14 protein-coding genes are annotated in these 20,132 nt (G+C 48.1%); all 14 read right to left on the bottom strand.

The features are described 5' to 3' along the window. Positions 1-97: 97 nt before the first annotated feature. Positions 98-562: an ureidoglycolate lyase gene (locus K9N57_00485; protein ID MCF7802646.1), complete on the bottom strand. Its 465-nt coding sequence runs from the start codon at positions 560-562 to the stop codon at positions 98-100. Positions 563-578: 16 nt separating this feature from the next. Continuing rightward, positions 579-2,033, bottom strand: a complete 1,455-nt coding sequence (locus K9N57_00480) for a beta-galactosidase (protein MCF7802645.1) — start codon at positions 2,031-2,033, stop codon at positions 579-581. A gap of 62 nt (positions 2,034-2,095) precedes the next feature. After that, positions 2,096-2,509, bottom strand: coding sequence for a D-ribose pyranase (gene rbsD, locus K9N57_00475; GenBank protein MCF7802644.1), 414 nt, complete (start codon positions 2,507-2,509; stop codon positions 2,096-2,098). A 15-nt stretch (positions 2,510-2,524) separates the two neighbouring features. After that, a complete protein-coding gene (gene rbsK, locus K9N57_00470) occupies positions 2,525-3,457 on the bottom strand; it encodes a ribokinase (protein ID MCF7802643.1) in 933 nt (310 codons plus the stop codon). A 21-nt stretch (positions 3,458-3,478) separates the two neighbouring features. Further along, positions 3,479-6,742 (bottom strand): hypothetical protein, encoded by a 3,264-nt coding sequence (locus K9N57_00465; GenBank protein MCF7802642.1) that lies wholly within the window; start codon positions 6,740-6,742, stop codon positions 3,479-3,481. Between the two features lie 34 nt (positions 6,743-6,776). After that, positions 6,777-7,784 (bottom strand): PorV/PorQ family protein, encoded by a 1,008-nt coding sequence (locus tag K9N57_00460; protein MCF7802641.1) that lies wholly within the window; start codon positions 7,782-7,784, stop codon positions 6,777-6,779. 62 nt (positions 7,785-7,846) lie between these two features. Next, on the bottom strand, positions 7,847-10,048 hold the full coding sequence (locus K9N57_00455; protein ID MCF7802640.1) for a hypothetical protein: 2,202 nt from the start codon (positions 10,046-10,048) through the stop codon (positions 7,847-7,849). A 50-nt stretch (positions 10,049-10,098) separates the two neighbouring features. Beyond that, the gene (locus K9N57_00450) at positions 10,099-12,891 is read right to left on the bottom strand and encodes a TonB-dependent receptor (protein MCF7802639.1); all 2,793 of its coding nucleotides are present in this window, start codon (positions 12,889-12,891) and stop codon (positions 10,099-10,101) included. Positions 12,892-12,994: 103 nt separating this feature from the next. Then, entirely contained in the window at positions 12,995-13,948 is a 954-nt protein-coding gene (locus K9N57_00445) for a zinc-binding dehydrogenase (protein MCF7802638.1), read from the bottom strand. Positions 13,949-14,091: 143 nt separating this feature from the next. Continuing rightward, entirely contained in the window at positions 14,092-15,903 is a 1,812-nt protein-coding gene (locus K9N57_00440) for a T9SS type A sorting domain-containing protein (GenBank protein ID MCF7802637.1), read from the bottom strand. 122 nt (positions 15,904-16,025) lie between these two features. Further along, on the bottom strand, positions 16,026-16,847 hold the full coding sequence (locus tag K9N57_00435; GenBank protein MCF7802636.1) for a carbohydrate ABC transporter permease: 822 nt from the start codon (positions 16,845-16,847) through the stop codon (positions 16,026-16,028). Between the two features lie 29 nt (positions 16,848-16,876). Further along, positions 16,877-17,869, bottom strand: a complete 993-nt coding sequence (locus K9N57_00430; protein ID MCF7802635.1) for a sugar ABC transporter permease — start codon at positions 17,867-17,869, stop codon at positions 16,877-16,879. Between the two features lie 6 nt (positions 17,870-17,875). Continuing rightward, positions 17,876-19,210 (bottom strand): ABC transporter substrate-binding protein, encoded by a 1,335-nt coding sequence (locus K9N57_00425; GenBank protein MCF7802634.1) that lies wholly within the window; start codon positions 19,208-19,210, stop codon positions 17,876-17,878. 16 nt (positions 19,211-19,226) lie between these two features. Next, on the bottom strand, positions 19,227-20,072 hold the full coding sequence (locus tag K9N57_00420) for a hypothetical protein (GenBank protein ID MCF7802633.1): 846 nt from the start codon (positions 20,070-20,072) through the stop codon (positions 19,227-19,229). Between the last annotated feature and the right edge of the window lie 60 nt (positions 20,073-20,132).

Here is a 20,132-nt window from a genome sequence, read left to right as displayed (position 1 = left end):
TAAAAAAGGGCCGAAACCCGTGCGGGTTCCGCCTTATCCACCTGCAATCGTAGCCCCTCAGAAATAAGGTCTGTTGTCGTGCTTCCGTCAGTAGCCATCATTCAATCCTAACCGGTTCGATTTCGGTACTTTCTACATCCTCATAAGGAGTGTTGTGCCGGAAGATCACAAAATAGGTTGCCTCTTCGGTCCTATCAGGGATGCACGGGCCATGCCAACCCCCCGGATCGATAACAACCGCCTGCCCGATATCCACTCGAAATGCATCAATTCCGTCTTCCGGATTCTCCGATTTTAACACCGGAAGCACAAAAGGGGCGTCGACAGGGATGAGTATTTCCGGCGTGTGCAGGTGGCGTTCGATACCGGTGACTTGCTGTATCTCCTGTCTGTAAACCGTACAAAGCCCGATCTCCGTCCTGCCGTCGATTTCGTAATTGGCGATATCCGACCAGAACTTGTATGTCTCGTCCTGGGAAGTCGGTTTACCCGCAGTACCCTCAACGACTTTGCCGTACTCCCTGAAATTATCGACGCTGACCTTTTGTGCTGAAATCTTCACGGTGTTTGTATCCCCGTTATTTACTGAGTTCTATAATCGTTATTTCGCCGCCCTTCATGGTAAATTCCGGAAGGACTGTTTTGCCTTTTTTCCGCTCGACTTTTTTGTACTTGCTTGCCTCTCCGAGTTCATTGTACAGAGTTGCATCCCCTTTGAGAGCTTTCTTAATTGCCACCCGCACAGTCTCTTCTCTGGTATCTTTGACGCTTCCGTCGCGGACATCGCCGGTTTTACCCGGTACATGGGTATTGACCCAGCCGACCACGATTACATCGCCATTTTTCTTTTCAAATACCCGCAATGTGTTTTCGGCACCCAACGGCTTCTCAATAATGACTTCATCCGTTAGAGGTTTGTAGTCACCTGCGAACAGGTCGATGAAAAATGAAAGCGCCTTTTGTGCCGGTTTTGGCGAATGGTCTTCGTAGGCAACGCCCAAATATCTGTTGTTGTATTCGTCGCCAATCACTTCTTCCGACTGGGGCAAATCTTTGATCTCGTACCAGGCGATAGCGGTCATATTTTTCGTTGCCACGGAGAGTGCCAGCCGTTTAAAAAGATCGACTGCCTGGTATTCCGGAGAGTGTTCATAATCGTAATATGTTTCGTATACGCTGGAGACATAACTGTCCTGTCGAAACGTGCTATAGCCCACTTCAGCCATCCACAGCGGCTGTCCGTCACCCCATCGCCAGATGATATCGTGGATGTCGTTGATATACTCGTCGATGTTTTCCACCGGATCCTGATGCCAGGTTTCGAAGTAGTTGTGAATGTTGACGATGTCCACGTAGTCGCTGATGTCGTAATCCCGGAACAGTTCGCGGGTGAACTGGATTCGGTGAGCTAATCCGGCCAGGACAACTTTGGCGTCAGGATCGGCTTCTTTCACTGCTCTTGATCCAATCTTGGTAAACTCAGCAAACTCTGCAGTCGTTCCCTGCCAGTAAACGCTGATATCCGGTTCGTTCCATAACTCCCAGGTTTTGATATAATCTTCATATCGATTCACCAGGTCGCCCATAAATTCGCCGAATTCATTGAAATCTTTGGGCGGATGGTTCCAGAAGTATAACGAATCCTCGACAGAAGCCGTGGAGTTCCACTGGGGAGTGTAGCAAATGTAAGGTATCAGGGTTAAGCCATATTCTTCCACTGCGGTTTTAACGAAATCATCCCAGAAAAGCCAATCGTACTTATCTTCTTCATACTCAATGGCGTCCCACCCGAAGGAAATGCGTAAATATTTTACGCCGGACTCTTTCAATAATTCGAAATCTTTGCGGTAGGTTTCTTTGGTCGTGGTCTCTTCCGGATAGTCTTCACACAACCCTATAGGCACGTGATAATACTCACCGGATGGAGCCGTTGTGAGTTGATCATAGATTAAAGACTCAGTCTGAGCTTGGCTTGTGCCGAATAACCCGACAACAATAAACGATATAGTAATAAAAAACCCAATTTTCTTCACGGGACCCACTCCTCTGTTGTTAGTTGTACACCATTAGCTTCTGCTTCAATTAAAGAATGCTCTCAGGGAAATGTTACCCCGGAAATCAACACAATATTTGCGTACGGGGTAGCCTCCCCGGTCCGCACAAAGGCGATATTTCCATTTTGCGTTGCATCCCGGGTGAGCTGTTTAAACCGCTCATGCGGAACTTCTTCGAAATCGACACCCGGCATCAGGTCCTGCACAGATGTCATTAACCCATTGGAGATGGTTTTCATTTCCTGGGCGACGATGGCACCCTCGACCTGTAATTCTTCGAGAATGACCTCTAACGTTTCAATAAATCCGGGCAAATTTTTCCGAAGTGCCAGATCGACGATTTCTGCATCCCTTGGAATTGGCAATCCGCTGTCACAGATAACCAACTTATCTTTGTGTCCCATGGACGCGATAATACGCGATAATTGAGAATTCAGCGTTCCGATTTTTTTCATACGATAATCCACTCATCAGTTGTTAACGAAATCCAGTCCTCTATATTCGACTTCCGCCAGTGTTGGCATAGAAGTTTGTGCGCCCATACGAGTTACGGATTGCGACGCCACCCGGTTTGCAAAATCTACAGATTTATCCAAAGACATTTCCCTGGAGAGTCCGAATGCCAGCGCCCCATTAAAGGCATCACCAGCAGCGGTGGAATCCACCACCTCTACTTTTATGCCTGGAATATGACGAGTGCGATCAGCCTCCACGAGGACCGCGCCATTTTCCCCAACTGTCACTATGATCTGGTTCACCCCTTTCGCCAGCACAGATCTCGCAGCATTGATGGCATCGTCGATTCCGGTAATCTCATTTCCGCTCAGGTATTCCAGTTCGGTTTCGTTCGGCGTCAATATATCTATATCCGGAAAGAGCGATGTCGGCAGCTGTTGTGCCGGCGCCGGATTGAGTACTGTCGTAAGTCCGGACTTCTTTGCTACCCTGAATGCTTCTTCAACAGTCCCCATCGGGATTTCGAGCTGAGCCAGTAATACATTGACGCGCTCAAACAAGCCCGAATGTTCCTGAATGTTCTCCGGCGTTAACTCAGAATTACTGCCCGGTACCACCACTATCTCGTTTTCACCGTCACCATCTATGGTTATAGAAGCAACGCCTGTGGACACATCTTTGGCATTCAACAGACCGTTCAAATCGACGCCGTCGCTCTCCATCGTCTTCTGCAGACGCTGTGCAAACATATCATCTCCCATTTTGCCCAGGAAATAGGACGGCCCACCGAGTTTCGCCACACAAACTGCCTGATTCGCACCTTTCCCTCCCGGGAACATATCGAAACTTGAGCCCAGGACAGTCTCCCCGGGCTTTGGAAAATGGCCGGTCCGCACCACCATGTCCATATTCGCGCTGCCGACAATAAGTACACCCTGCTTTGCCACAATAACCTCCGTCAACTTCCTCTATCTGGATAACCGGTATTCATTCGCGGGAATAATTCTGACCGCTGCTCTCAGTCCGGAAGGATGCTCCTTGCCTTCCAGGATATTTATGGACGTATTGGTAACCTTTAATTCAAATCGGTTTTTCCCGGCAGAGATTTGATCGGTGACGTCGATGACATACGGATGCCAGGGTACTATCACCGGTTCTCCGCCGTTCACCTGACATTCCAGGACATCTTCGCCGCAATCCACTTCCAAAAACAGGCGACATCCTTCGGTATACTCTTCTGAGATCTCCACAGAAGTTGTATACACGCCAGTCCCGGAGTAATACGGCAATCCCTGTGTTGTCCAGTCACCAATCTCAATTGACGATTTCGGCTCTACAATAGACTGTGCCTCGGAAACGCTAAAGTCGCCCACAATTTTCAGCAGATCCAGCAGGCCGTGGGTACGCTTCGAAACCGTTAAACGCAGTGCCACGACGTTCGTCCCTTCTTGCAGGTATTTATACACCGGCACTTCTTTTATCTCCGCATCGATGCTACTCCTCGTGCCCTCTTCGGTAACTTCTTCGCCATTGATGTACAGAGTAAAGTCTTCTCCGGAAAACCCATCAATGAGGAGCCGCATATTCTCGGTCAGATATTCGGCCTCAAACGGGACTCGATACCAGACATCGACCGGGTAGGTTTCCTCTTCCCGTTCTTGCGGGAGCTGCATTTCCCAGGCGCCCATGGTCACATTCAGCCAGTCGGAATCGTCAAAGTCTTTGGCGAAGTACTGACGTTCAACTCCAACGCCCTCCTCATCGGGCTGCATGCGCCATTCGCTAATGCATAAAACATTATCGTCTTCCATTGCAAAATCAAATTCAGGGCCGACTTCGATTGGTGGCTTCTGCGATTGCGTCGCTGCCGAAAGTCGCTCTGTTGTATCATCGGAATACACTTCTGCGAAAACTTCGTCAACATCATCAGCCATATATCCAGCAACTGTTGTCCCGTCGAAGTCCGTCACGTTGAGGTTCGTATTCCTGACATGCGAGTTCGGTAACTCATCGCTTAACAGTACGAAATGGGATTCCGTCGCCGGAAATTCGAGGGTGACCGCCAACCGGCCATCAACTATGTCAAAGGTATGGATGGGCGTAATTTCGCCGGTATCCGGATTCCAGAGTTCGGGCTTTGCCAACTGTTCGAATGTGATTTGCACCTCGCCCTTGTCCTCCTGCGCCGTATTGGCAAAGAAGTACAGGTCATATTCATCTTTGACACGATGCAGATAGAATACATCATCTTCATCAATGGTCACATCCGGGGTTATCACATTGCGAAGGGCCTCATCCAGTTCATCCCGCTTCCGTTCCTGGCTCATTCCTTTACCATGGATGACCGTAACTGAGCCCGATTCACGATAGTGCCGGACATCAAATTGCGCCCCATTCGAAAAATCAGCATAGATTTCTTTGGGATCAGTATGGAAAAGCTCTTTCACTTCATCCACTGCGCCGTTTTGCTCCGTTTCCAGGAATTCGTACGGGAGCAGCGTGTCCGCGATGACATGCCCGCCGGATGCCACAAAGTCACTGATCTTGTCGAATACGGCCCTGGTGATATGCGTGGTCGGTGGCAGGATAAGTACCGAATAGGCTTCCTCGTTTATAAGGATTTTTCCGTCTTCGACCTTTGCATCTTTCAGGATCGGTTCATCCGTATAATCGAAATCGTAATGGAGCCGGAGCAGCGCATCGGTCAAATAGTAGAAGTCATTTTCAATGACGTCACCGACCGCAGTCCGTTTCTGAGGCGTATAATTCGCCCACAAACTATTCAGCGGATAGAGCATCAATACTTTGGCCACGTGGGTGCCGCCCGAAAGCATATGCCCCAGGCGCGCCATATACTCGGTGAATTTATCGTAATACTTCCACCATGTGTGATGGTAAAACTGGGACGGCGGCCAGTCGCGCTTCCGCTCGCCTTCGATGGAATAATGATAGCCGTGATTGTTAAACAGATTTACGCCGAGGACGTACTCCCAGTCCGCAATCCACTTCATGCGCTCCAGGCTGCAATCCCAGTACGAACCACCCATGGATTCACATAACAACCGGTTGCTACCAAAATGGTGTGCTGCTGAGCTGCCGATTTTCAATGCAATGTGTTCCGCCGGCGCCTCTTCCGTCCCGATTTTCGGGTAGAGGTGATCCACACCGGTGATATGCATCTGCTCCAGATGACGGAAGATATTTCCCTCTGCCCGGGTTGACGCCCTGAGCCAATCTTCAAAAAGGACATGTCCGGTAAAGAGGACATTGTTGTCCTCACACCAGTCCCGGATCCGCTTGTAATATGTGTTTGTATATTGTTCGGACAGGGTATTCCAGAAGTCGTAACGAATTTGGCTGGTTTTTTCTCCCATATCCAGGAACAACGCGGGGAGATGCGGTTTTAGGTCGTACCCGCAACGCTCCCGAAAGATTTTGAACATCTTTTTTGTCCACGGCACCACATAATTATCGGTCCCGACGTGATAATAATGCATCGCCGGCTCATCTGTGTAAAAACCGGGCATAATACTGTTGAAATCATCACCAATAGCCGATTTGTACTGCTCATGAGTGTATTCAATAAATTTGTCGGTCGCATCAGGATTTAGCGCATCGATATAGTAATCAACTTCTTTTTCGAGGAAATACAAAAGTTTCCAGTGACCTTCAGGCGCTTCCCATGGGATAATTTTATCAAAGGATAAATTCGGCGTCAGATCTATAAGATTTTCGATACCGTTCTGAAACTCTTCTTCCGAACAGGCATACGCGACGATCGGTTTGGAATCGCCCGTGTTGACATAGCGCTCATCCCGTGCTTCGAGATAGGTAAATAAGGGACCATAGACATCCAATGGGACCAATTCCAAATACTTTTGACGCAACTCCGGATGGTTCTGTGGCACCTTGCGATCGGCCGTGCCGCTTGGCCAGTTCATTTCATCGTACACCCAGATATCGACACCGACATCTTTGGCAAGTTCGACCACATATTTTACCCTGTCGAACCACCCCTCGGAGAGATACGGTACCTTCAGCCCGAATCTGCCGTGAAGGAATAACCCGGTGACTCCTTTATCTTTGTATTCCCGGAGCTGCCACTCCATTTCCTTTTTATCCAGTTCACCGTTCCAAAACCAAAACGGCAGGATCCCCATCTCCATCGGTGGAGACTGAAAATTTTCTCGGGTGAGTGTATGACCTTCCATAACAAGTTTTGCGTACGACATGTAACCTGTGTCCTCTCTATCTAGATTTTTTTATTTATAGTGTAAATGATACAGTAAAGCGATGTGGTGCATTCAGGTATTTGTAATTCATAAAAGCGTAGTCAATTTTGACACCCTTCCCGGCGAATTCGGTATTAATTCCGAACCCGAATGTGAGATTTCCGTCAGCATAGTTAAAACGATATCCGGCCCGCAGTGCAACAAAATCACTGAACCAATATTCGGTTCCCAAATTATAGCGTTCACCGTAATCGTTGGTGTTCTGCGCATCAAAACTCAATGCAAGGCTATTGCTATTTCCCAGCGAGACAAATCCATTGGATGCTCCGACAAGCTGTACAGATGTACCGACTTTGAAGACCAGTGGGATATCATATCCCTGATCTCCTCGGTCACTCAAATCCTCACTGAGAAACTGAGCGGATTCCGTCGCGAAATTTTGCGCACTCATACCGATGGTAATACCTTTGACTCCGGTCTCGTAATATGTTCCGATGTCGAACGCATATAGGTTGTCTGTATATTTGTACAGTGTCTCCTGTAGATATTTACCCGTTAATCCAATCGACAATTTATCGGTGAATCGCTTCGAATAAGTCAGGCCGATCATCATATCACCACCTGTAAAAGTATTGCCCGTTCTGGCGTCACTTGTACCGCCCTGTCCGGTGACCATTGCTTCATCAAGTTCCCCATAATCCAGGGTTGTTGCGCTTAGGGCAAATGTGCCAATTCCATCCCAGGTATATCCAACAACAGCGGCTGAATAGTTCAAATCTGCCAGCCAGTTTGCGTAGGAAACTGACACCGAGAGCCCTTCAACCCCGGTAATGGCTGCCGGATTCCAGAAGACACCGTTCACATCTTTAACAAGGGCTGTTGTGGCCTCACCAATGGCCACCTGCCTTGCCCCAACCCCAATTTTCGTAAACTGGTATGCTGTTCGTCCACCTTTATTAAAATCCTGGCCCAATACAGAAACCGTAAACGAGAGGAATAAAACAAAGAGCCCAAGACGTGTTCCGTTTTTCCAGTTATTCATAAGACACCTACTTTGATGCTTTCATTAGTTTTGCAATTGTCGGTGTTTCGTTTTGGTTTGATTCACCGGATTAACATCAATTTTCCTGTAAATTCCCTGTTTAATCCTTCGGTCTGCGATTGCACATGGTACACATATAATCCGGGAGCGACGAGTAACCCGGAATCACTCTTTTGGTCCCAAGACTCACTACCGGATAAATTGCCGACGGCATCAGGTTGATGTCGCAGGGTTCTCACCAGGTCTCCGGCAACTGTGTAAATCCGGATGGTACAGCGTTCCGGCAAGTTACGAAATTCCAATTTGTAGGGATCAGACCTACCGAAGCTTCGATCTGCCTCGTTAAAAACGAACGGATTCGGGGCAACATATATATCAAAGTTCTCCACTGGCCCGGGAGCAGCTGAAGTTGGCGGCGTCCGGTTAGTACTTCCGCTTGCCAGTTCGGGAAGATTCTGCACGGTGGTCCCATTTGCTGAGGTCCAGTCATTGGGATCGGAATCGTAGGCGGAAACATAATAGCCGTATCGCCGTCCGAATTCGACGTTCTCGTCGACGAATCTGTATAAGCCGAGGTCCGGATCCCAGTAATTATCGAATTCTGCGCTGGGTATGTCTTTTAACAAATTCCAATAGGCGCCGCGCAAAACGGGCTGCTGCGTATCGCTTACATACTGGAAGTCCCGGGAGCGATACACCCGATAACCATCCAAATCCGTTGAACCATCGTAATAGGTGTTGCCGGTGCCATCCTGTAAGACTGAGTTTTCGGCTAATTTATCCCACGTCACTGCTATTGCAGGATTTTCGCTCCCTTCGGATGCATTCGCAGCGTTGGTTGTTGGATAGGGTGGAGGTTCCGGCACATCAGCGGCCAGAGCAAGAGTATCTACCTGAGCCCCCATGCCCCATTTGACGGCTTCCCGGGCAGCTTCCGCATTTCTCCGGATTGCGGCTATGGTGCTGTCCGGAAAAATGGTTGTATCGCCAGCCACAACATTCGCATAATCCATAACACCTGCAATTTCTGCAATCACGAACCGGACGGATTCACCTGGGGCTAACGTATAAGGTCCGTATGAGAGCGAATAGAAATTCATTCGGTTTCCTTCGTTTCCCAGGACGCCTTCCTGCAAATCAGGAGTTTTTGCAAATTCGTAGAAGTCCCTCTCTGGCCGGATTCCGACATTAAACCGCTCCAAATCCAAATCGTTGCCCATGAAGGTTCCCCCTTTATGGGAATCGATACGCAATACATCCGGAGCCGGAGAGGTTCGCGGGGTTCCATCGGTAGAGCTCGCATAGAGCGCAAGCCAGCCAAAAGCTGCGGGACTCAGCATCTCATCGCCGAATTTTTGTTTCCAAAATTCATTATCCTTTATCTGATAGGGATCCCACGGCATCGGTTCGATTCCAGCATTATAGTTAGTGGAGTATACCAATGCTCCCCCATCTTCATTATGATAATAATCGTGATACGACTCGGGCTGCCAGCCAAACCCACCGGCTTGTACCGCAGTGAGTTCTGTGTGGAAATTAATTTGGTGTTTCGTCGAAACGGAGATACCGGAATGAAAGACGAAGTATACCCCCTCCAGGGTCTGCTCGGGGAAATCCCTCACCAGAGTGTCCGCCAAGGTAGAGACCATTTCCCCGGTATTTGTGAACGTGTAATCATAAATGATAAAATCATCATATCTGGGATAACTCCACACATAGCTGCGCCTGTTGACACTGATACCAGTATTTGTATGCCATGTGGCCGTTGTCATCTCCTCGGGTAAATTGGGGTCGAAATCCGGCTCCTCTATGAAATTTTGCATCTGTTGGATTGGCGTTCTGTTTGACAAGATCCCGTACGCATTGCCTTGTAATCCTGCCGCGTATACTTCATAATCCGTTGGCGTAGGATTAAAATCCGGTGGGTTCCCCGGGGTAAGAAGATCCTTCGTCACAATCCAGACGCCACTTCGGAAATTGTGATAGTTTGCGTTAGAGAATGTATTAACAGCGTTGAACTCCGAACCGACCGGATGGTGATATCCCTCGAATCCCGGATAGAGCCCAAGCGGTGAAGAAACAAGATAATCCCAGGCTCCCAGACTGCCGATCCATCCGTCATTGCGCAGATTTTCCCAAAGCAGTCCTCGTCTGTGGGAGGTCTCATCCAATCCCTGGGAATATCCCAGGGACCCAATACATAGGAGGAGTAGACCCAGGAGAAATTTTTGTATGATGGAACCGTAATTAAAATCTGCCCTCATAATAATCCTCATTCTTTTAAAAACTTCCACTTTATTAAATCATGCGTCATTTATAATTGCACGGTTATCCCGAAGAGTATTTCCCTCGGTAGATTTCTGTACTTCCCTATATCCAGGATTGGTTCACCATTGGCTTTGTAATCAGGCAGATACTCGAAATCACTCTCAACAAATTTTTTCTGATCTGCCCGGGAAGCGCTTTCAAATGCTCCGAGGTAAATCCATTTATTGTTAAACACATTCCGTACTTCTATATAAGGACTCAACGCAATATTGTTGTTTGACCCAATCTGGAACCTCTTCTTCATCCGTAAGTCAGCATTTTGATCCGGTGGGCGTAGATATTTTTCACCCTCAAACAGAAAATAATCGGACCGAAGGTGTTCGTTAGGAAAGACGGACAGATAATCCAGGGAAAAGGTAATTTCACCCAGGATTGAACTTAAAAACGGCATTTGGCGCGGTGTCCGGTAATAAATGCCTGCTTTTAGGCGGGGGTTATTATAGACAATATAGTCACCGCTGGGAGCATATCGAACGGTTCCATCGTATCTCCGCACAACCGGATCGCCGCTGCGCCCATCAATCCCACGCTGCGTGGTAAAGTTCAAATATCCCCAGAGATTACCGTAGGGCGTAGGCCGCGGCGTTTTTCTCAGGGATAATTCAACACCACGTACATCGGCATAATTCCCATTGCCATTAGTTGAGTAGACACCATCAGGTGTTTCGATGGTGGTAACCCGTACGGTATTTCTGATGTCCTTGTAATAAAGAGTGGACCGTGCCAGAAACATGTCGAAGAAGTTACGCTCAAGCCCCACTTCAAAGGCGACCGTTTTTCTCGGTTCGAGTTGTCTGTTCCCGAGCACCCAGGGAACGTCTGAGCCCTCGACAACGAATGTTGTCAGGCTGCCCTGCGCTCCACTGGCGCTATTCCCTTCGCCGTAATCACCAAAATTGGCCCGTTGAAAGAAATGACCATAGGAGAAATGGAGAACAGTCTGTTCGTTGATGGGATGGGATACCCCCAGTCTCGGGCTCAGTTGCCAAAAGGTTTCCGTTGGTTTGGTTTCAGCGTTTAAGGGGTCAAACGGATTAGTATATACGGTATCGTTGGGGTTGTAGAAATCCAGACGCATCCCGATGTTCATTATAAACCCGCCAAACTCCAGCTTATTCTGGAAATAGCCTGCGCCCTGATACGGCCGGTAAATTCTGTCATCGTACCGGGTCGGATATTTTGCTTCGTTATAGTGGTCCAGAATGTAGTACGTGTAATCGAATCCTGTTTTGATTTGCCAGAATTTATTGACCTGACTACTGAGGTCGCCGGAAACATTCCACTCCTGGTTCTCATCATCATACCGGTAGAAATATCCGGTTGTATGATATCCAATCCGATTTTTATAGCCACCAGGAATAGGGGCCCCTGAAGAGTCGACGGCCCGGAGATTATCTCTTGTGGCGTCTGAAGCCTGCCATCCAATGGAATCTTCCGGAAAAACGGTCACTGAGCGATTGGCCTGTACTCTGCTTACTTTGATATCGTACAGGGTCTGGGAACTCAGTGTATGAGAAAACTTTGCCGTGGTTCCAAAGGTGCTAGAATGAGGGAGACCAGGAAAATCAAAATATGCATAGCGCGAACTAACGCCATAATTCAGGGCATAGAAATAATCTGGGCCACCCCCTACTCCCCAGGAGGTTTTTTCCTGTCCGTAAAAGCTCGATAAGTTAATCTTCATTTGAGGAGTGATCTTGTATGTCAACTTAAGGTTGCCATCATAAAAAAGGCCCTGACTCCTGTATGAATTTCCAAAGAGGGGTGCTTCGGATTCGTATTTACCTGTTGCAAAGAATGATAAGTCTTCGGAAAATGGCACCGGTCCACCAAGGCTAATCTCCGTTTGGTAACCTGGTGTTTCTGTATAATTGTTCAGGGGTTGGTGAGTATTTAAGTAGTTTTGGTATGCTTCCTCGGGCGTCCATTCATTCCGCGGATCATATCCGTAATAACCGTTGTTATCCACCCACTGATCAGTATTTTCAATCCACCAATCCTGATGTCTGGCGTGGGTATTTTCCCAGTATAATGTAGTACTGCGATCATACAGAGACGTCCCCCAGTGTTTTTTCCCAGGAGGTGTATACCGCGTATCCATAAAAAAGCTGTAGTCTTTTCCACCCTCCTTTGTCACAACATTTACCACACCGGAAAGTGCCTCACCATACTCAGCATTGAAGGAACCAGTGATGACTTCCACCTCTTCAATTGAACTCAGGTTGATATTGGTGTAGGGATCATGATTTATCGGGTTCCGCACCCGGGCACCATCAACCATAAATGCTACCTCATCCAGAGTCCCTCCACGGATCTTCATTTCACCGTTTTCTTCGTTAATACTTGGCAGAGAAGTCAGGATTTGCTGGAAATTCGTTGTCGGCCTGTCAGCGATCTCTTCGCTCCCCATTATGCGGACGGTGGAAGTTTTATCTTTTTCGACCAATGGTCGTTCGGCCACCACCACAACCTCATTGGATTCAAGTGCCTGCTGCTGCAAGGAGACATCAATTCGTGTGGTCAGATTCATCGAAACTTTGACACCCTTCACTGTCGTCCTTTTATATCCGATCATCGTAATCGTCAGGGAATATTCACCGGTCGGAACATTTGCAATAAAATAATCTCCCTGTTCATCAGTAGCTGCCCCCATTGAGGTTCCGGTAAGGACTACATTCACGCCCGGAAGCGGATCGCCGGTTTGCGCATCAGTTACCGTGCCTGCGATTTTCCCTCTTCCCTGGGGAAACAGGAGACCCGGTAACAGGACGAGCGCCATAAAGCACAATACTTTTATGTCTATTCTAGCTGAGTGGATCACATTCCTGTATTTGGAAGCGCTACTCATGATTACCCTCAATCGGTTGGTTCGTTCATATTTGTTATTCGAATACAATGACGCTTTTGACAAAATCGTCGGCCTTTTTGGTTGCCATTCGAAATGCGTTGTTTATCTCAGTAAGCGGGAGACGATGCGTTACAAGATCATCCATCTCCAGCTTTCCGGCTTCTAATAGCTGTAACCCCGTATTCATTCCATCCATGTATATGTGTGAACTCCTGGAATGCCCGTTTACGATCTGAAAAGCCATCCAATTCCAATGTGCAAGATTAATATTTCTCGGATCTCCCTGATGGAAGCCAAAAATCTCCAGTTTCCCCTCCATGCGCACTAACTGGGCTGCCGTATCCAGTGTCACCTGCTTTCCCGCTGCCTCAATCCCAATATCAACCCCCACACCATCAGTCAGGTTTTTGACTTCGGACACCACATCCTGATCGGTGGGATTCAACATATGCGTTGCCCCACAATTTTTGGCGAGCGTTAACATACTATCACGGGTATCAATCGCGATAATTTTACCGGCGCCCCGGATTTTGAACAATTGAATCATAATCAATCCCATAAAGCCGGTTCCAACAATGGCGATGTTATCATTAAACTGTGGATCCAATTTTGTGACACCATTCACGGAACAGGCTATCGGCTCTCCTAATGCTATATCAAAAGGCGTGTCATCCTGTAATACATACAGACGATCGATATCCTCAGTGATATATTCTGCGTAACCGCGCCCTTCAGCAAATACCGCAACCCGATCGCCGGGTGTGATATCCGTTACCCCGTCTCCGACCTCGACTACGGTTCCAGCCACTTCATGCCCGATAAATCGTGGATATTCCAGCCCTTTTGCATCACCAGTCCACATATCCAGTTCCGAAGTACAGACGCCACAAACGCCCGTCTTGATCAGCGCCTGGAAGTGACCAGGCGTGGGGATGTCTCTTGTTTCAATCTCAAATTTACCCGGCTCCTGTAAAATTGCCGCTTTCATTTTCTGTGCATTTCCCACTCGGACCTGCCTTATTTTTTTGGATACTGCTTCAGTATTTCATTGTGAAACTTGAAATTTACAGGAAGGAACCCGGCACCAATTCCAGGGGAACCGGCGCCGGAAATCCCCACTGTATTTTCATTCTACTTCATCAACAGCGCTTTTCTCGTTGCAACCGTCTTTCCGTCAACTTCCAGTATGTAGAAGTACAATCCACTCGACAGGTTTCCTGCGTTCCAGTCGACTGAATACTCGCCTGGCGACTGGGTCGCACGAACCAATGTTGAGACTTGCTGGCCTAACGCGTTGTAGATGGTTAGGTTGACGTGTCCCTTTTCAATGAGTGAATATCCGATTGTCGTACTCGGATTAAACGGATTCGGATAGTTCTGCTTCAGTTGAAATGCTGTTGGCATATATTCTGAAACCGGATCAATGGCAACACCAAACCCAAGGTTCAGCGTACTAAAGGAGGAACCATCGATATTAATATTCCCCGGATCACCTTCCTGGTGGTAGGCAAAATAGGCATATTCCGCCGCACCGTAATCCGGATCGTACATGTATGCAGAGTCCGGATGTGCCGTAGCACCGCCAACATTAAAGCCGACCTGATTCCCGGATTCAACCTGAGGTAAGTAGATGGCCATTTCAACAGCCCAATAAAAATTGGCGTCATCAACAGAGACCGTACCTCGGACCCAGCCAGAATCTACCGGAGAAATACCATCATAACCCCAATTTAGTGTAATGCCATCCTTATTGATCTTATAGACAGTCGGACCTAAATCCGGGGCATTGCCTGGCCAACCGTGGTATTCTGAATTGGTTTGATCGTCACCAGCGTGGGTACCATCCACACCAATAAAAATCTGCTCACCACCCCACGGGTTGCCTTCGCCGCCCCAGTAGAGTTCCTGGTAATCCTGGAAATCAGCGAACACATAAAGCGTGTCAGTGGCAAACAGGAGCTTGGTGTTAAAACCGATGTCGATGTTCTCACCGTAATCATCGTTCCATCCACCGCTCCAGTTGGTAAAGTTTCCTTCGCCCAGTGTTAAAGTAGTCGCATCACTCCATGCACCTTCATCGGCGGTACCATCAAGGGTGAGGTCCCCTGAAGCAACTTCCGTAATACCGACCTCTACTCCGGTACCGTAGGAGTCGCTACCACCGGCAAATTGCAGAGTGCTAAATGTCGACGCATCAATGTTGATGCTTCCGGGATCGCCTTCCTGATGATACGCGAAATAGGCGTATTCAGCCGCGCCGTAATCGGTATCGTACATATACGCGGAGTCCGGATGTGCTGTTGCCCCGCCAAGGTTAAAACCAATTTGCCCCCCTGCTTCGATCTGTGGGACGTAAATTGCCATTTCGACGGTCCAGGAAAAATTCGCATCATCTACTGCTACCGTTCCGCGAGTCCATCCTGAATCTGTAGGAGCAACGCCGTCATATCCCCAATTTAGAGTAATGCCATCCTTATTGATCTTATAGACAGTCGGACCTTTGTCCGGTGCATTACCCGGCCAACCGTGATATTCTTCGTTGGTCAGTGTATCCAACTCATGGGTTCCGTCAACTCCGAAAAAGATCTGTTCACCACCCCATGGATTGCCTTCGCCCCCCCAGTAAAGTTCCTGATAGTCCTGAAATTCCACATAGACATACAGGGTTTCGGGCGCAAAGAGCATTTTGGCCGAGTATCCAATATCAATATTTTCGCCATAGCCGTCGTTCCAGCCGCCTCCCCAGTTGGTGAAATTGCCTTCGCCCAGCGTTAATGTTGTGGCGTCAGCCCACACACTCTCATCGGCATTTCCGTCCAATGTAAGTGCGGCAGGATCTACTTGTGAGACGTCAACCGTCACGCCAGTCCCGTACTGCCCGAAAGCAAGTCCGGCCACAAGCAAAACCACTGCACCGATTGTTAATCGTGAAAAATGTCGCATCGTATAACCTCCTTGGTTATTGTAACAATGTTGTTTGAATTACAGTTTTCTCAGCGAAAACTGCACTCCCGCTGAACGCCTACACCTCCTTTCGTAATCCCCTTTTAGATTTACGTTCGCTACTATTCTTTTAATCCCGAAAGTGCTATCCCCTTAATGAAGTATTTCTGCCCAAAGAAAAAAGCGATGAGAATGGGCAAAGTCGCCGTAACCGAACCAGCCATTAGCAGGTCCCACTGGGTCGTATAGCGATCCCGGAAGATGGCCAGTCCAAGCTGCACCGTATACATCTCTTCAGAATTCAACACAATTAACGCCCAAATAAAATCGTTGAAGACACCCATAAAAGTGAATATCGCCAACGTTGCCAACGCCGGTTTTGCCAGGGGAATAATTATGCGCCATAACACCCCGAATCGGCTGCAACCATCCAGGTAAGCGGCATCTTCCAAATCCTTGGGAATGGTCATAAAAAATTGCCGGAGCAGGAACGTTCCGAACGCGGAGGCCAATCCGGGGACTATCAAAGCCGGATACGAATCGATCCATCCAAGCCAGTGCAGTACCAGAAAGCTTGGTATCATGGTGACCTGGTACGGAATCATCATAGTTGCGAGGAACAGATAAAACAGAACGTCACGCCCCCAGAATTTAAGTCGCGCAAATGCATACGCCGCCATTGAACAGGTTATGAGCTGACCTACGGTCACCGTGATCGCAACGAAAAGACTGTTAAAATAGAACCGACCGAACGGTGCGGCTTCGAAGGCATTCTTATAGTTCTCGAAGTGAAATTCTTCCGGCCACCAGGTGGGTGGATAGGAAAAAATTTCTCCCAGATCCTTGACGGACGTTAGCACCATCCAGAGAAACGGCGCGATAGTCATCAATGCCAACCCATAGATCAGTATGTGGAGCATGACAGACTTCAAGCGCTCCATCATTACACGATCGTCTTTCAGCTCGGTTAATTTCATATTGCCTTATACACCTTGCTTTTCATGTATTTTACCTGAACGAGCGTCAGAACAATCAGGATAGCAAACATGACATAGGCCACGGCTGAGGCATATCCCATGTTGAAGAATTTGAAGGCATGGTCATACAGATAGACGACCAACACTTCCGTCGATCCCAGCGGCCCGCCTGATGTCAGCACATACACCAGGTCAAAAACCTGGATTGAGGTAATCATGGACATGATCAGGATAAAAAAGGTGGTGGGCGCCAACAGTGGCAGCGTAATATTCCAAAACTTGGCAAATCGACCAGCACCGTCTATTTCCGCCGCTTCATAATAATGCTCCGGGATAGCCTGTAACCCCGCAGAAAAAAGCACCATGTTGATGCCGAAATATTTCCAGATGCCAACGATAATTAGCGCTGCCATAGCGCCCTGCGGATGTTTGAGCCAGTTGATGGGATCGATACCGAAAATGTTCAGTGAATAGTTAACCAGTCCGTAGTTCGGGTCGTATAACCATCGCCATATGACAGCCGCCGCAACGGGAGAAATAATGACCGGCGCAAAAAACATAGTCCGGAGAAGTTTCCGCCCTTTGATTTTCTGCAACAAGGCATAGGCGACTGCCAGGGAAAAAGCCATATTCACCGGAACTGTGCCAATAGTATAGATCAGTGTATTTTTGAGTACCTGCCAAAATTCCGGATCAGATAATAGACGGATATAGTTTTCCAGGCCAACGAACTTTTGGTTCGTGCTGAACATATTCCACTCATGGAAACTCAGATAGAACGAGAAAAAGATGGGAAAGACGATAAATGTCAGTACTATCACCAGGGTTGGCGAGAGGAACAAGAACGCCTGTATTCCGCTTTTATCCAGGCGGTTCTCATTATACTCGACCGCTTCGCTTTCCCGCTGAGTTTCGGGACTCAGGGAATCCGTAGGCAGATTCGGCTGCTCCGGATTATTCAGTTCGTCTGTGGGAAGGTTTGGTACCATTTCAGTTTATCGCTCCACCCGATCCAGCAAATCATTGGATTTTTTCGCAGAGATGTTGAGGGCTTCCTGAGGGGATCGCTCACCAACGGTTGCCATCTCAATTGCTTCCCCAATGTGCCGCAGGATTTGCATGCTGTAATAGTCCAGCGACCGTTGGGCCTGAGCATATTCCATCTGTTCCACGAACACCTTGAAATTCGGATTTTCATCAAGGTACTCCTGGAATTCAGGCACGTCCAGCACCGCATGGCGAATAGGCAAATACCCGGAATCCATAGACCATTTTGCCTGGGTTTCCGGCCGGGTCATCCATTTCAGGAATTGCCAGGCCGCATCCGGATGTTCACTCTGTTTGAAAATTACCAGATATTCCCCACCGGCGATTGTCGCCCGTTTTTCCTCCCCGGCAGGCAACGGTGCAAATGCCCAATCCAGGTTTTGTAACAGATCCTTATACCGGGGAAGGTTCCAGGGGCCATCCATGGCCATGGCAAGATGTCCGGCAGAAAACGCCGCATCAAAATCCGTACTAAATGTACTCAGGTCCAATGCAAAATAGAGATCCTGCCACAACTTGAGTGCCTGCGCGCCGGCGGAACTATTATAGAGGACTCTGGTTTGTTCATTATTGACAATGTATCCACCCGACTGCCAGAGAAAGGGCATCCATTGCCATACCATCCATCCGCTTTGGGGACCTCCGGCAGGATATATGGGCACAAAGAACCCGATTTGATCATTTCTCCCGTCACCGTCCTCATCAAACGTTAACTTTTTCGCGTAAGATTTAAGTTCCTCCCAGGTCTGCGGCGGTTGCTCCGGATCAAGCCCCGCTTCCCTGAACATGGTTTTGTTATATAACAACGCAAGGTTCGTCGCTTCCATGGGCAGACTGTACAGCGTATCCTTCCAGGAGGCATACTGAAGAAGTGCCGGATAGATATCATTCATCGTCTCCTCGGAGAGTCCGTTTTCTCCGTCAATGAAATGATCCATCCTGTAAATGGCTTTTGATTGTACCAAATCCTGAAGGTAGTGCGCATGGATCCATGAAATATCCGGTGCGGTATTGCTTTGTACGGATGTGATTAATTTTTGAGCGAGCGCATCTCCCGTGGGGACGTATTGGGCATTGACATCTATGCCTGGAAACTCTTTTTCGAATTCGTCGATCAAACTATTGAGTGCGGGAACAGTTGACGATACAAAACTGTGCCAGAAGGTAATTTGGACCTTGTCACCTGATGAATTGCTTTTATCAGAACTGCATCCCACGAAGCCCATCAGTAACAAGCTCGCAATTAACAACTTTGTGATAATATTTTTATTATAAAGTCTCACTGTGGAATCCCTTTCCTTAAAGTGGAAACATCCGAAACCAGCCATACCCAGGCGCTCCCGGGCTGAATGTATTATTCCAATTACTGTTTACCATCCATATAAAGTGAACTTGTCCTTCTTTAAACCCTCCTTCAGGCCAGGCTACCGCAACATTGGCTCCTTCAGGCGTTTCACCAAGTACTACCGGGGGTGAAATGCTGTCTTCCACGGAGTCCGGCAATACCACGTGCCAGATTAAATCCTGGAATCCCCCGCTCGCACTTGCACGGATCGCGATACGCCTGACCAGCGTGTCTTCCGGTGTCCAACTGAGCACGAATTTATCTTTCAATAGAGTTTCATCCCGTACGAGCGAGATATCCAGATCCAGCCCTCCTCCTGATAATCCGCGTGGAACTAATGCTGTGGTCATCGTTGTATCGGTAAAGTTCATACTATCGATTGCAGAAGAGTCAAGGTTTGCCGCAAAAACCGATTTTTCCGCAATCCAAAAAGTATATGTTTCTCCGTCAGACAAACTGTCAGCAGGTTCGCCCCCATACGATTGGATTAAATCAGAATCCGGCTCAACGGAAAAGGATACGGGAGAACCAATAATGTCATCGTCGGCTGTATAGATCCAAATCAGGGTTGAATCTAATGCCGCTGTACCGCCTTTGTTTACTCCTGCTGATGCAACCCTGCCGCCCAACCATTGAATATCAGGCGTAAAGCTTTGCGTGACCTTTAAGAGTTCCAGTGCACGATGCCCCTTGTAGGGAGCAAGCACATCATTTTTCGTTTCGTCGCTACATTGGAGCAGCAACAGAGAAAAACACATAACGACTAGTGTTTTGATATAAGGTTTTAAAGGCGTTTTCATACTCTCTTCCCCCAATTATAAACAGCACAATCGTTTGCACTAATTATGCCAAAAAAAAGT

The sequence above is a fragment of the Candidatus Neomarinimicrobiota bacterium genome (genome assembly GCA_021734025.1).
GTDB lineage: Bacteria > Fidelibacterota > JAANXI01 > JAANXI01 > JAANXI01 > JAANXI01.
The sequence above is the reverse complement of the archived record's forward strand: the minus strand, read 5'-3'. Positions and strand labels throughout refer to the sequence as shown.

Coding starts and splice junctions, on each gene's coding strand:
- K9N57_00430 (MCF7802635.1), bottom strand. CDS start 17,869: ATGGTACCAAACCTTCCCACAGACGAACTGAATAATCCGGAGCAGCCG.
- K9N57_00465 (MCF7802642.1), bottom strand. CDS start 6,742: ATGTCGTACGCAAAACTTGTTATGGAAGGTCATACACTCACCCGAGAA.
- K9N57_00445 (MCF7802638.1), bottom strand. CDS start 13,948: ATGAAAGCGGCAATTTTACAGGAGCCGGGTAAATTTGAGATTGAAACA.
- K9N57_00435 (MCF7802636.1), bottom strand. CDS start 16,847: ATGATGGAGCGCTTGAAGTCTGTCATGCTCCACATACTGATCTATGGG.
- rbsD (MCF7802644.1), bottom strand. CDS start 2,509: ATGAAAAAAATCGGAACGCTGAATTCTCAATTATCGCGTATTATCGCG.
- K9N57_00420 (MCF7802633.1), bottom strand. CDS start 20,072: ATGAAAACGCCTTTAAAACCTTATATCAAAACACTAGTCGTTATGTGT.
- K9N57_00440 (MCF7802637.1), bottom strand. CDS start 15,903: ATGCGACATTTTTCACGATTAACAATCGGTGCAGTGGTTTTGCTTGTG.
- K9N57_00460 (MCF7802641.1), bottom strand. CDS start 7,784: ATGAATAACTGGAAAAACGGAACACGTCTTGGGCTCTTTGTTTTATTC.
- K9N57_00455 (MCF7802640.1), bottom strand. CDS start 10,048: ATGAGGGCAGATTTTAATTACGGTTCCATCATACAAAAATTTCTCCTG.
- K9N57_00450 (MCF7802639.1), bottom strand. CDS start 12,891: ATGGCGCTCGTCCTGTTACCGGGTCTCCTGTTTCCCCAGGGAAGAGGG.